This is a genomic window from Qipengyuania sp., assembly GCF_043423005.1.
In the GTDB taxonomy this organism is placed as follows: domain Bacteria; phylum Pseudomonadota; class Alphaproteobacteria; order Sphingomonadales; family Sphingomonadaceae; genus Qipengyuania.
Genome location: NZ_JBHWMI010000023.1, coordinates 1 through 11404, shown reverse-complemented (window position 1 = coordinate 11404; position 11404 = coordinate 1). Strand labels below are relative to the sequence as shown.

Genomic DNA, 11404 nt, shown 5'->3' with positions numbered 1-11404 from the left:
GGGTCGCGCCGTCCCCGCCGCGCCCCCGCGCCGCCGGTGCCCAGCGACATCGCCATGTCAGAGCTGCTCCAGCTGGCGGCTGAAGGTGCCGTGCAGCCGGTCGGCAAAGCGGTGCAGGCCGGCCTCGTATCGCTCGACCGCGTGGCTGAAACGGTTGTAGGCGATGACCGCGGGAATGGCCGCGAACAGGCCGATGGCGGTGGCGAACAGCGCTTCGGAAATGCCCGGCGCCACTACCGCGAGCGAGCTGCTTTCCTGCGCGCCGATCTGGAAGAAGCTGTTCATGATCCCCCACACCGTGCCGAACAGGCCGACGAAGGGCGCGACCGAACCCACCGTGGCGAGGAAGTTGAGCCGTTCGGAGATGTCGTCTGCCTCGCCCGCGACCTGGCTGTCCATCACGCCGGCGATGCGCCCGCGCAGCGCCTCGGCATCGCGGACCTCGCCCTTGGTCGAGCGGCGCCATTCGCCCACCGCCGCCTTGGCCACCCGTGCGCTCGGCACGTCGGCGGTGCCCCGGTCCTTCATGAAGCGGTCAAGATTGTCGGCCTTCCAGAACTCCTCTTCGAAGGCGCGGGTATCGCGCCGCATTCGCCGCATCTTGAGGCTGAAGGAGACGATGATCGTCCACACCCAGACGCTGGCCAGCAACAGGCCGGCCATCACCAGCTGCACGACGATATCGGCGTCGAGGAACAATTCTACCGGGTCGAGATGGGTCGGAGCCGCGGGAACGGCGGCGGCAAGCAGCGGGATAAGGGTCATGCGTGTCCAGTGGCCTCGGGGGTGGCGGTGGGTTCGGGGGCGTCGATAAAGCGGGCGAAGGCCGTGCGCCAGTCTTCCGGCTGCCGGCGCGGTCGACCATCGAGAGTCAGGAAGCCGACCCGCAGATGCGCCTCGCACAGGATCGCCGTGCCGCGCCGTGCGACCTGGTGCATCCGGCACGACGCGGCGCGCAATTCGGTGCAGCGGGTCTCGATCGCGACATCGTCATCGAGCCGCGCGGGAAGAAGGTAGCGCAGGTTGACCTCGGACAGGGCATAGGCGCCCTCGCCGCTCTCGATCGCAGCGCGCTGATCGATGCCCAGCCGGCGCAGCAGGTCGCTGCGGGCGCGCTCGAACCAGCGCAGGTAATTGGCGTGATAGGTGATGCCCGACAGGTCGGTATCCTCGTAATAGACCCGCACCGCATAAAGGTGGCGCGGCCCGTCCAGGACGCCGTCGGGAGGATGGGGCAGGGTCATGCCCTGCGCCGAGCGATCATCGGGCCCAGCGGCTCGCCGCCGAACAGGTGGACATGAAGATGCGGCACTTCCTGCCCGCCATGCGCGCCGACATTGGCCAGCAGGCGGTAGCCGCTCTCCACCAGCCCCTTCATCCGCGCCACATTGCCGACCGCGCGGACGAAGCCGGCGATCTCCTCGGCCCTGGCGCGGGCGCTGAAATCGTCCCAGCTGACATAGCTGGCACGGGGGATCACCAGCGTATGATTGGCAGCCTGCGGGTTGATATCTTCGAAGGCGATCGCCCACTCGTCCTCGTAGACGCGGGTCGAGGGAATCTCGCCGCGCAGGATGCGGGCAAAGATGTTGCCATCGTCATAGGGAAGGGTCGGGTCGATCGGCATGGCTCAGGCGCTCCGCATGGCTTTCTCGGCCAGACCCGAGGTGCCCTCGCGGCGGTCCAGCTCGGCCATCACTTCGGCAAGCGGGATGTCCTTGTCGGCCAGCAGGACCAGCAGGTGAAACACAAGGTCCGCCGCTTCGCCGACCAGTTCCTCGCGGCTGCCGGACAATGCCGCGACACAGGCTTCGATTGCCTCTTCGCCCAGTTTGCGCGCCAGCGCCGGGGTTCCGCGGGCGAGCAGCTGGGCGACATAGCTGGCCGCGGGATCGCCATCCCGACGGCCGGCAATGGTCGCTTCGAGACGGGTCAGCGTGTCCATGCCCTTCCCTAACCCGCTCACCCGCGCGCGGGCAAGCCCGCCGCCCGCAGCGCGCGGTGCGCCTCGGCGATGGTGTGGGTGCCGAAATGAAAGATCGAGGCCGCCAGCACAGCGCTCGCATGGCCGCGGGTCACCCCCTCGACGAGATGTTCGAGCGAGCCGACCCCGCCGCTCGCGATCACCGGAATGCCGACGCTGTCCGCCACCGCGCGGGTCAGTTCAAGATCGTAGCCCGCCCTCGTGCCGTCGCCGTCCATCGAGGTGACCAGCAGTTCGCCTGCACCGAACTCGGCAAGGCGGCGGGCATGGTCGACCGCGTCAATGCCGGTCGCCCTGCGGCCGCCATGGGTGTAGATTTCCCAGCCGCGGAACCCTTCGCCCGCGGTGCGTGCCCGCGCATCGACGCTGGCGACGACGCACTGGCTGCCGAAGCGCGCCGCGATCTCGCCGACCAGTTCGGGCCGTTCGACCGCGGCCGAATTGACCGCCACCTTGTCCGCGCCTGCCAGCAGCAGCGCCTGAGCATCCTCGACACTGCGCACCCCGCCACCGACGGTGAGCGGCATGAAGCAGACCTTGGCCGTCCGCTCGACGATGTCGAGCAGGGTGCCGCGCCCCTCATGGCTGGCAGAGATATCCAGGAAGCATAGCTCGTCCGCGCCTGCACGGTCATAGGCCTGCGCCTGCTCCACCGGATCGCCGGCGTCCTTGAGGTCGACGAAATTGACGCCCTTGACCACGCGGCCATCTGCAACGTCGAGACAGGGGATGACGCGGATGCGAACGGTCATGCGCGTCCTTTCAGAAGCGGGTTCACGACCGCCCCGCCATCGCCAGAGCCGCGCCGAGATCGAGCCGCCCGTCATACAGCGCACGGCCGGTGATCACCCCTTCGATCCCGTCGCCCGCGTGGAGCGACAGGATGCGGATGTCGTCCAGCCCCTTGACCCCGCCGCTGGCGATGACCGGAATGCTGACCCGGCGGGCGAGATCGACCGTCGCCTCGATGTTCACGCCCTTGAGCATTCCGTCGCGCCCGATATCGGTAAACAGCAGCGCGGCGACGCCGGCATCTTCGAACCGGCGCGCCATGTCGACCACCGGCACGTCGCTGACCTCGGCCCAGCCCTCGGTCGCCACCATGCCGTCCTTGGCGTCCACCGCGACGACGATGCCGCCGTCCCATTCGCGCGCCATCTCGCGCACGAAATCCGGATCCTTGAGCGCCGCCGAACCGATCACGATGCGTGCCACGCCGAGTGCGAACCACCCCTCGACCGCAGCGGCATCGCGGATGCCCCCGCCAAGCTGGACATAGCCGGGAAATGCCGCGACGATCGCCTCCACCGCCGCGCGGTTGCGGCTTTCGCCGGCAAATGCGCCATCGAGGTCGACCACGTGAAGATGCTCGGCCCCGGCATCGGCAAAGGCGAGCGCCTGCGCCGCCGGATCGTCGCCATAGACGGTCGCCCGGGCCATATCCCCTTCGGCAAGGCGAACCACCTGCCCGGCCTTGAGGTCGATCGCGGGAAAGACGATCATGGCCGCCACTCGAGGAAATTGGCGAGAATGCCGAGCCCGTAGGACTGGCTCTTTTCGGGGTGGAATTGCAGGCCGAGGATGTTGTCCCGCCCGACTGCGGCGACGAGGCCACCGCCATGATCGGTCATCGCCAGCACGTTTTTCCCGCTGGCGGCGTGGAAGTGGTAGGAATGGAGGAAATAGGCCTCGCCTTCCTCGATCACCTCGTGCTGGCGGGCATGGGGCGTCGGGGCAACGTCGTTCCAGCCGATATGGGGGACCTTGATGCTGGCATCGGCCGGCTCGATCCGGCGGACGTCGCCGGGGATCCAGTCCAGCCCCGCTGTCTCGCCGTGTTCGTGCCCGGTGGTGGCGAGGAGCTGCATCCCGACGCAGATGCCAAGGAACGGCACCCCGCCGCCCAGCACCCGCTCTTCCAGTGTCTCGACCACGCCCGGAACCCGGCGCAGGCCTTCGGCGCAGGCGGCGAAGCTGCCGACGCCCGGAAGGACGATGCGATCGGCCCGGCGCAGCACGGCGGGATCGGCCGTCAGGGTGATTGTCGCCCCGACCTTGCGCAGCGCATTGTCCACCGAATGCAGATTGCCCGCGCCGTAATCGACCAGCGCAACGGTTTCAGCCACCCAGCTGGCCCTTGGTGCTGGGGATCGCCTCGCCCTTGCGCGGATCGATCTCCACCGCAGCGCGCATCGCCCGTGCGAAGCCCTTGTAGATTGCCTCGCAGATGTGGTGATTGTTCGCGCCGTGCAGCACTTCGACATGCAGGGTGATGCCGCAGGTCTGCGCGACCGACTGGAACCAGTGCTCGATCAGTTCGGTGTCCCATTCGCCCAGCTTGGCCTGGGTAAAGGCAGCCTTCCACACCAGGAAGGGCCGCCCCGACATGTCGAGCGCGACCAGCGCCAGCGTTTCGTCCATCGGCGAATGGGCGCTGCCATAGCGGGCGATCCCGCGCCGGTCGCCCAGCGCCTGCGACAGCGCCTGCCCCAGCGCCAGGGCGCTGTCCTCGGTGGTGTGGTGCTGGTCGATGTGAAGATCGCCCTCGACCCGCAGCGTCACGTCGATCAGCGAATGGCGGGCGAATTGCTCGATCATGTGGTCGAGGAAACCGATGCCGGTGGACACCGTGTACTGCCCGGTGCCGTCGAGATCGACCTCGACCTCGATCCGGGTTTCGGTGGTGTTGCGCGTGATCCGTGCCGTCCGCATGGAAGGTGCCTATAGGCCACGCCTTTCAAGGTGCAAGCGCGGACCCGGCCCCGGTTCGACTAAAGCGCTTGACCACGCGGGCGACCGGTTCCACCTGTCCCAGTCATGAGCGAGACGACGCCTGACAGCCTGATCCCCTACGATACGATCGTGCAGGAAGCCTTGCGCGCGGTGGTCGGCCGCGTGTTGGGCGAGATCGAGGACGGGGGCGGCATGCTCCCCGGCGCGCACCATTTCTACATCACTTTTCGCACCCACGCGCCGGGCGTATCGGTGCCGATCAGCCTGCGCGAACGGTTTCCCGACGAGATGACCATCGTGCTCCAGAACAAGTTCTGGGATTTGAAGGTGCGCGAAGACGGGTTTTCGGTCGGCCTGTCGTTCAACCAGATCCCGGCCCAGCTCGACATTCCCTATGCCGCGATCACCCAGTTCGTCGATCCGGCGGTCGATTTCGGGCTGCAGTTTCAGGCCACCGTGGCCGACATGGCGCCCGCCGCGACCGATCCCGCCGGCAATGATGAACCGGAACAGGGCAGCCCGGCGCCCGTTGACGGTGCAGATGACGGCTCGAATGTCGTCACCGTGGATTTCGGGCGCAAGAAATAGCCGCCCGTCAACCGGACGAGGCAGGGCGAACATGATCAAGCGAAGTGCACGAAGTGTCGAACGGCGGCGCCGGGCTGCGGCTGCGACAGGCGGCAAGCCGCCCGCGATGCCGGGACCGACCGACAATCCCGCCACCAACCTCATGTTCGCCGACGTGGCGATCCGCGCCGCTTCCTATGTGGTGCGCCGCACGATCGAGCGCGGGATGCTGCGCGGCCGCTATGGTCCGAACACGGCGAAGAGCATCATCGAGAACAAGAGCCTCGGCCAGACGCTGACCAGTTTCGCCCTCGCCCGCCTTGCCACGCGCAACCTGCCGGGGGCGGTAGTCGTCGGCGGCGGGGCACTGGCCAAGACGCTTTATGATCGCAGCAAGAGCAAGCACAAGGAACGGCGCAAGGGTGACAGCGACCTGATCAAGCAGGCCCGCGGCGAGAACTAGCCCGTTGCGGCCGGTGCGACTCGGCAGCGCGCTTGCCATTCCGCCCCGCTCCGTTGCAAAGGCGCGCATGGCCGAATCCGCTTCTTCGCAGACCGCACTCGCCCGCCGCGGGCTGATGTTCATCCTGTCCTCGCCCAGCGGAGCGGGTAAGACCACGATCTCGCACATGCTGCTGGATGCCGATCCGGACATTCGCCTCTCGGTGAGCGTGACGACCCGGCCACCCCGCCCGGGCGAGATCGACGGGGTGCACTACTATTTCGTCGACGAGGCCGAATTCGACCGGCTGGTCGAGGAAGACGATTTCTACGAATGGGCGCAGGTCTTCGGCCACCGCTACGGCACGCCCAAGGGCCATATCCGCGCCGCCCTCAAGGAAGGACAGGATTTCCTGTTCGACATCGACTGGCAGGGGACGCAGCAGCTGTACCAGAAGGACAGCCAGGATGTGGTGCGGGTGTTCATCCTGCCGCCCAGCATCGCGGAACTGGAACGGCGCCTGCGCAGCCGCGCAACCGACGAGGAGAGCGTGGTCGAGGCACGAATGGAGCGCGCCCGGGCTGAAATCAGCCATTGGGATGCCTATGATTACGTGGTGATCAACGAGGATGCCCCCGGCTGTTTCGCCAAGGTCCGCGAGATCCTCAATGCCGAGCGCATGAAGCGCCAGCGGCAGACCGGGCTGATCCCCTTCGTAAGGGAGTTGATGAGTTGAGCGATGAGGTCGTCGAGAAGCTCGAGGAAGCAGCCGAAGAGGTAGGGGCGATCACGCGCGCGGATCTCGCCATCGTGCGGGCTGCGCATCCGCTGGGCGAAACCGTGGTGGGCAAGGCGCTGGGCGAGGTTTCGGAATTGACCGATCAGCCGCCGCTCGTCGCCGCATCGCTGACGACGTTGGTGGTGGGTCTGGCGACGCGCCAGCCGCGGATTGCCCGCACCGGCCTGCGGATGCTGCTTGCCCATGCGCTGGCGACCGGGATCAAGACCGTCATCAAGGACAATTTCGACCGTTATCGCCCGCGCAAGGTGGCCGAGGAAGGCGAGGCGACGCTCGAACGTGGCGAGAGCAAGGAGGGCGAAGATCGTTCGCTGCCCTCGGGCCATAGCGCCGGCGCGGTCGCGGTGGCACGCGCCATCGTGCGCGACAATCCCGGGGCGACTCCGATCGCCTACCCGCTGGCCGCGACCGCTTCGCTGGTGCAGATCACTCGCAAGGCCCACTTCCCCACCGATGTCGCGCTGGGTGTGATGGTCGGCCTCGCGTCCGAGGCGATCTCGTCGCGGGTCATGGACCGCCTGCTGGGCGGACGGCCCCGGCGCTGATCCTGATCGCTCAGCGCCCCGCCGCAGGGTCGGCGAAATGGGTCGGGAGGAGGGCGTTGACGATCCCACCGTCAACGGTCAGCATCTCTCCCACGGTATAGTCCCCGGCGCGGCTGGCGAGATAGACTGCGCTGCCGCCCATGTCATACTTGTCGCCGACACGGCGGTTGGGAATGCCCTTCGCGCTTTCGTCGCCCATGTCGCGGGCAACCTTGTTCATGTTCGACGGGAATGCACCCGGCGCGATCCCGGTGACGTAGATGTGATCCTTGACCAGGCGCGCCGCCATCCGCCGGGTGAGGTGGATCAGGGCGGCCTTCGATGCCTGATAGCTGTAGGTTTCCCACGGATTGATCCGCAGGCCGTCGACGCTGGCGATGTTGATGACCTTGGCGGGGGTCTCCTGAGTTGCCGCGGCGGTCAGCAGCGGGTGGAGCTTCTGGGTGAGGAAGAAGGGCGTCTTGACGTTGAGGTCCATGACCTTGTCCCACCCGGCTTCGGGGAAGTCGAGATAGTCCGCCCCCCACGCCGCGCCGGCATTGTTGACCAGGATAGAGAGCTTTTGCTCGCGCCCCGATAATTCGCCGACCAGCGCCTCTATCCCCTCCATGGTGGAGATGTCGCCCTGGATCGGCACCACCTTTTCGCCCAGCGCTTCGGCGGCCTCGTTCAGCTCGTCGGCCTTGCGCGCGGTGATGTAGACCCGGTCGATCCCGGCGGCGAGAAAGCCTTCGACGATCATGCGCCCGATCCCGCGGCTGCCCCCGGTGACCAGTGCGGTGCGGCCCTTGAGGCTGAACAGGTCTTCAAGTGTCATCGTCTCTCTCCCTAATTTGTCGCGAGGCCGGCGGTCATCGGTGCTCCGCCCCCGCCGGGCATGATGCGCCTCAGTACCCGCTGAGTTCCGCTACCCGTCCGGCATGATAATACTGGTCGCCAAGAAATTCCTGCAGCGCGCGGTCGCGCTTCATGAACAGGCCGATATCGTATTCATCGGTCATGCCGATTCCGCCGTGCATCTGCACGCCTTCGCGTACGGCAAGGCCGGCGGCGCGGGCGACCTTGGCCTTGGCAACGCTGGCCATCAGTTCGGCCTGTTCGCTGCCCGCATCGATGAGTTCCGCCGCTTTCATGGTCACTGCGCGGGCGATCTCGACTTCCGAATAGAGGTGCGCGGCCCGGTGCTGCAAGGCCTGGAATTCGCCGATCAGCCGCCCGAACTGCTTGCGCTGCTTGAGATAGTCGACCGTCATGTCCATCGCGCCCTGCGCCACGCCGACGCCTTCGGCAGCGGCCCCGACACGTCCGGCACGCAACATCGCATCGAGGATCGCGCGCCCGCCATCGACTTCGCCGATAACCGCATCGCCATCCAGTTCGACCCCGTCGAAGCGGGTGTGGGTTGCCATCGAACTGTCGACCAGGCGGACCGGATCGTGGCTCATGGCGGCCGCATCCTTCGGCACCGCGAAGAGGGTGATGCCATCGACATCGGCTTCCCCGCCCGAGGTCCGGGCCGCGACCACCAGCATGTCCGCGCTGGCGCCGTGGAGGACGAAGTCCTTCTGCCCGGTGAGGCGGAAACCATTGCCCGAACGCTCCGCCCTCAGCGCGATCTGTTCGGGCCGGTGCTTGGGGCCTTCGTCAATGGCGACGGCATAGATCGCCTCGCCCGCGACCAACCCCGGCAGCCACCGCTCGCGAGCCATCTCGCCGCCGTGCTTCAGCGCGCTCGCCGCAAGGACCGCGCTGGCCAGAAAGGGCGAGGGCGTGAGGTTGCGGCCGATATGTTCGAGCACGATGTTCGCCTCGGCCTGGCCCAGCCCGAGCCCGCCATCGGCCTCGTCGACCAGCATGCCGGTGAACCCCATTTCGGCCATCTGCTTCCACAGGGCATGGCCGAAGCCGTCCTTGCAGTCGCGGTCACGCCAATGGCGCAGCTGCTTGGCGATACTTCCTTCGGAGGCGAAGAAATCCGCCGCCGTTTCCGCCAGCATCGTCTGATCTTCGGTATGGTAAAGCGGCATTCGCGTCCTCATTCCCCGGCCCCGGCAAGGCCTGTTTGCGTCTCCGGAAGCGTTCCGGCGTGTATGCTAGGCTCCCGGAAGGTCCAGGATGCGCTTGGCGATCACGTTCAGCATGACCTCGCTGGTGCCGCCTTCGATGCTGTTCGCCTTGGTCCGCAGCCAGCCCCGCGCCGGCTTGCCGCCTTCGGTCTCGTCGCTGTCCCATTCCAGCGCGGGGCTGCCGCCGGCTGCCATCAGCAATTCGTGCCGCCGCTTGTTCAGTTCGGTACCGGCGTATTTCAGCATGTTGGGCTGGGCAGGATGGCCCTTGCCTGCCTTCAGCTGATCCATGAACCGCTCGCTCATCGCGGTGAAGGCCAGTGCGTCCACATCGAACTGCGCCATCTCGGCACGCAGCACCGGATCGAGCCTGCCTTGCCGGCTGGTCGCCGCACCCAGCGAGGTCGCCCGGTCGCCGCCGCCGGTGGCGGAAATCATCTCGCGTTCGTGGCCGAGGAGATACTTGGCGACGTCCCACCCGCGATTGATCTCGCCGACATGGGCGGGCACCCCTTCGCCATAGGACTTGGGCACCTTTACATCGTCCATGAAGGTTTCGCAGAACGGGCTGTTGCCGCTGATCAGCTTGATCGGCTTGGTAGTCACCCCGGCCGTCGCCATGTCGAACAGCATGAAGGTGATGCCTTGGTATTTGCTGTCCTTGTCGGTCCGTACGAGGCAGAAGATCCAGTCCGCCTGATCGGCATAGCTGGTCCAGATCTTGCTGCCGTTGACCACCCAGTGATCGCCGCGATCCTCGCCATAGGTCTGCATCGAGACGAGGTCGCTGCCGCTGCCGGGTTCGGAATAGCCTTGGCACCAGCGGATCTCGCCGCGGGCGATTTCGCCGAGGAAGCGCTGCTTCTGTCCTTCCGTGCCGAAATGCAGCAGCGCCGGGCCGAGCATCCAGATGCCGAAGCTGGACAGCGGAGGGCGCGCGCCGATCCGCGCCATTTCCTCGCGCAGCACCTTGCCCTGAGCGGGTGCAAGTCCCGCGCCGCCATATTCGGTTGGCCATTCGGGGACGGTATATCCCTTGTCGCGGCAGGCTTCGAACCAGCGGCGCTGCGCCTCGTTCTTGAAGCTGGCATTGCGGCCGCCCCAGTAGATATCGTCTTCGTCGCGGACGGGCTGGCGCATCTCCGGCGGGCAGTTCGCCTCGAGCCAGGCGCGGGTGTCGGCGCGGAAGCGTTCGAGATCGGCATCGGCCATGATCGTGTCCTCATCCCTGCATGGTACGAGGGCAAGGGTATGGCCGATCCGGCCCCCGCCGCAACCCCAAAGCGCGCGGTTCGCCATGCCGTAACGTCAGCCTGCCGGGCGGCGGGTTTACGTTGACGCGACCCCTCGCTCTCGTAATCACGAACCCGCAGAAACGAGGGGAAAGGATGATCATGCGATTCTCGGGCAGGACCGTGATCGTGACCGGCGGCGCCTCCGGCATCGGGGCGGAAGCGGTGCGTCTGTTCGCCGACGAAGGCGCGGTGGTCTACAGCGCGGACATCGACGATGCGGGTGCCGAAGCAGTCGCCGAGGGCTGCGATGGCGAGGTCCGGGTGATGCGTTGCGACGTGACGAAGCCCGGCGATCTCGAACTGCTGATGAACCGCGCAAAGGAAGAGACCGGCGGGATCGACACGCTGGTCAACAATGCCGGCGCCGGCGGGGCGCGGGCCTCGATCGCAGAGATCGGCGCAGACGAGTGGGATGCGACAATGAACCTGCTGCTGCGCTCGGTCGCGCTGGGCATCCGCTATGCCGTGCCGTGGATGAAGGAGCGCGCGTCGGCCCGCACCGGCGGGGCCAGCATCGTCAACATCAGCAGCGTCGCCGCCGTCGGCCCGGGCTATGCGCCGACCGCCTACAGCGTCGCCAAGGCGGGCGTCCTCCACCTCACCAAATGTGCCGCGGCGGACCTGGCGCAATACGGTATCCGGGTGAACGCGGTGCAGCCGGGCTTCATCAATACCAACATCTTCACCGCCTCGCTCGGGATTGCAGGCGAGATGCAGCGCATTGCCAATCAGGCGATCGCGCAGAAATCGGCCCATGCCCAGCCGGTCGCCCGCGGCGGCCAGCCACGCGACATTGCCGAGGCGGTCGCGTTCCTCGCCAGCGAAGCCGCCGGTTTCGTCACCGGCACCTCGCTGCTGGTCGACGGCGGGTTGACTATCGGTCCGCGGCACAGCTGGGATCCCGAAGAGCCGGGTCTGTTCGACGCGCTCGACCAGATGGCCGCAGCGCCGGCCGGCCCCGGCGGGGGACTTA

Annotated in this window: 16 protein-coding genes; 5 read left to right on the top strand and 11 right to left on the bottom strand. The window is 67.0% G+C overall.

Annotated features, from left to right (window positions below; translation table 11 throughout):
* Window positions 1-57: 57 nt before the first annotated feature.
* From tolQ to hisB, 8 genes are read right to left on the bottom strand one after another with little or no spacing between them, the layout of a single operon-like run.
* Window positions 58-765 (bottom strand): protein TolQ, encoded by a 708-nt coding sequence (gene tolQ, locus ACHFFA_RS04225; protein WP_394269594.1) that lies wholly within the window; start codon window positions 763-765, stop codon window positions 58-60.
* Window positions 762-1244 (bottom strand): YbgC/FadM family acyl-CoA thioesterase, encoded by a 483-nt coding sequence (locus tag ACHFFA_RS04220; protein WP_394269593.1) that lies wholly within the window; start codon window positions 1242-1244, stop codon window positions 762-764. Before ACHFFA_RS04220 ends, tolQ begins: the two co-directional genes overlap by 4 nt.
* Complete coding sequence (locus ACHFFA_RS04215) at window positions 1241-1627, bottom strand: histidine triad nucleotide-binding protein (RefSeq protein ID WP_394269592.1); 387 nt, start codon at window positions 1625-1627, stop codon at window positions 1241-1243. Before ACHFFA_RS04215 ends, ACHFFA_RS04220 begins: the two co-directional genes overlap by 4 nt.
* A 3-nt stretch (window positions 1628-1630) precedes the next feature.
* Window positions 1631-1945 carry a phosphoribosyl-ATP diphosphatase gene (locus ACHFFA_RS04210; RefSeq protein WP_394269591.1) on the bottom strand — a complete coding sequence of 105 codons (315 nt, stop codon included), beginning with the start codon at window positions 1943-1945 and terminating at the stop codon, window positions 1631-1633.
* Window positions 1946-1962: 17 nt separating this feature from the next.
* The gene (gene hisF / locus ACHFFA_RS04205; RefSeq protein ID WP_394269590.1) at window positions 1963-2736 is read right to left on the bottom strand and encodes an imidazole glycerol phosphate synthase subunit HisF; all 774 of its coding nucleotides are present in this window, start codon (window positions 2734-2736) and stop codon (window positions 1963-1965) included.
* A gap of 22 nt (window positions 2737-2758) precedes the next feature.
* Complete coding sequence (gene hisA / locus ACHFFA_RS04200) at window positions 2759-3487, bottom strand: 1-(5-phosphoribosyl)-5-[(5-phosphoribosylamino)methylideneamino]imidazole-4-carboxamide isomerase (protein WP_394269597.1); 729 nt, start codon at window positions 3485-3487, stop codon at window positions 2759-2761.
* A complete protein-coding gene (hisH, locus tag ACHFFA_RS04195; RefSeq protein WP_394269589.1) occupies window positions 3484-4110 on the bottom strand; it encodes an imidazole glycerol phosphate synthase subunit HisH in 627 nt (208 codons plus the stop codon). The genes hisA and hisH overlap by 4 nt, the downstream gene beginning before the upstream one ends.
* On the bottom strand, window positions 4103-4696 hold the full coding sequence (gene hisB / locus ACHFFA_RS04190; RefSeq protein WP_394269588.1) for an imidazoleglycerol-phosphate dehydratase HisB: 594 nt from the start codon (window positions 4694-4696) through the stop codon (window positions 4103-4105). Before hisB ends, hisH begins: the two co-directional genes overlap by 8 nt.
* 105 nt (window positions 4697-4801) lie before the next feature.
* Here hisB and ACHFFA_RS04185 point away from each other — a divergent pair, with 105 nt between their 5' ends.
* From ACHFFA_RS04185 to ACHFFA_RS04170, 4 genes are all read left to right on the top strand, one after another.
* On the top strand, window positions 4802-5305 hold the full coding sequence (locus ACHFFA_RS04185; protein ID WP_394269587.1) for an SspB family protein: 504 nt from the start codon (window positions 4802-4804) through the stop codon (window positions 5303-5305).
* 31 nt (window positions 5306-5336) lie between these two features.
* Window positions 5337-5747 (top strand): hypothetical protein, encoded by a 411-nt coding sequence (locus tag ACHFFA_RS04180; protein WP_394269586.1) that lies wholly within the window; start codon window positions 5337-5339, stop codon window positions 5745-5747.
* 67 nt (window positions 5748-5814) lie between these two features.
* A complete protein-coding gene (gene gmk / locus ACHFFA_RS04175; protein ID WP_394269585.1) occupies window positions 5815-6462 on the top strand; it encodes a guanylate kinase in 648 nt (215 codons plus the stop codon).
* A complete protein-coding gene (locus ACHFFA_RS04170) occupies window positions 6459-7070 on the top strand; it encodes a phosphatase PAP2 family protein (protein ID WP_394269584.1) in 612 nt (203 codons plus the stop codon). Before gmk ends, ACHFFA_RS04170 begins: the two co-directional genes overlap by 4 nt.
* Window positions 7071-7080: 10 nt before the next feature.
* Here ACHFFA_RS04170 and ACHFFA_RS04165 read toward each other — a convergent pair whose 3' ends face one another.
* The 3 genes from ACHFFA_RS04165 to ACHFFA_RS04155 all read right to left on the bottom strand — a co-directional run bounded on the left by ACHFFA_RS04165 (window position 7081) and on the right by ACHFFA_RS04155 (window position 10348).
* Window positions 7081-7887, bottom strand: coding sequence for an SDR family oxidoreductase (locus tag ACHFFA_RS04165; RefSeq protein WP_394269583.1), 807 nt, complete (start codon window positions 7885-7887; stop codon window positions 7081-7083).
* A 70-nt stretch (window positions 7888-7957) separates the two neighbouring features.
* The gene (locus ACHFFA_RS04160; RefSeq protein WP_394269596.1) at window positions 7958-9097 is read right to left on the bottom strand and encodes an acyl-CoA dehydrogenase family protein; all 1140 of its coding nucleotides are present in this window, start codon (window positions 9095-9097) and stop codon (window positions 7958-7960) included.
* Window positions 9098-9163: 66 nt separating this feature from the next.
* The gene (locus ACHFFA_RS04155) at window positions 9164-10348 is read right to left on the bottom strand and encodes an acyl-CoA dehydrogenase family protein (RefSeq protein WP_394269582.1); all 1185 of its coding nucleotides are present in this window, start codon (window positions 10346-10348) and stop codon (window positions 9164-9166) included.
* Between the two features lie 182 nt (window positions 10349-10530).
* Here ACHFFA_RS04155 and ACHFFA_RS04150 point away from each other — a divergent pair.
* On the top strand, window positions 10531-11404 hold an 874-nt coding region (locus tag ACHFFA_RS04150), incomplete at its 3' end, for an SDR family NAD(P)-dependent oxidoreductase (RefSeq protein WP_394269595.1).

Coding starts and splice junctions, on each gene's coding strand:
- tolQ (WP_394269594.1), bottom strand. CDS start 765: ATGACCCTTATCCCGCTGCTTGCCGCCGCCGTTCCCGCGGCTCCGACC.
- ACHFFA_RS04220 (WP_394269593.1), bottom strand. CDS start 1,244: ATGACCCTGCCCCATCCTCCCGACGGCGTCCTGGACGGGCCGCGCCAC.
- ACHFFA_RS04215 (WP_394269592.1), bottom strand. CDS start 1,627: ATGCCGATCGACCCGACCCTTCCCTATGACGATGGCAACATCTTTGCC.
- ACHFFA_RS04210 (WP_394269591.1), bottom strand. CDS start 1,945: ATGGACACGCTGACCCGTCTCGAAGCGACCATTGCCGGCCGTCGGGAT.
- hisF (WP_394269590.1), bottom strand. CDS start 2,736: ATGACCGTTCGCATCCGCGTCATCCCCTGTCTCGACGTTGCAGATGGC.
- hisA (WP_394269597.1), bottom strand. CDS start 3,487: ATGATCGTCTTTCCCGCGATCGACCTCAAGGCCGGGCAGGTGGTTCGC.
- hisB (WP_394269588.1), bottom strand. CDS start 4,696: ATGCGGACGGCACGGATCACGCGCAACACCACCGAAACCCGGATCGAG.
- ACHFFA_RS04185 (WP_394269587.1), top strand. CDS start 4,802: ATGAGCGAGACGACGCCTGACAGCCTGATCCCCTACGATACGATCGTG.
- ACHFFA_RS04180 (WP_394269586.1), top strand. CDS start 5,337: ATGATCAAGCGAAGTGCACGAAGTGTCGAACGGCGGCGCCGGGCTGCG.
- gmk (WP_394269585.1), top strand. CDS start 5,815: ATGGCCGAATCCGCTTCTTCGCAGACCGCACTCGCCCGCCGCGGGCTG.
- ACHFFA_RS04165 (WP_394269583.1), bottom strand. CDS start 7,887: ATGACACTTGAAGACCTGTTCAGCCTCAAGGGCCGCACCGCACTGGTC.
- ACHFFA_RS04160 (WP_394269596.1), bottom strand. CDS start 9,097: ATGCCGCTTTACCATACCGAAGATCAGACGATGCTGGCGGAAACGGCG.
- ACHFFA_RS04155 (WP_394269582.1), bottom strand. CDS start 10,348: ATGGCCGATGCCGATCTCGAACGCTTCCGCGCCGACACCCGCGCCTGG.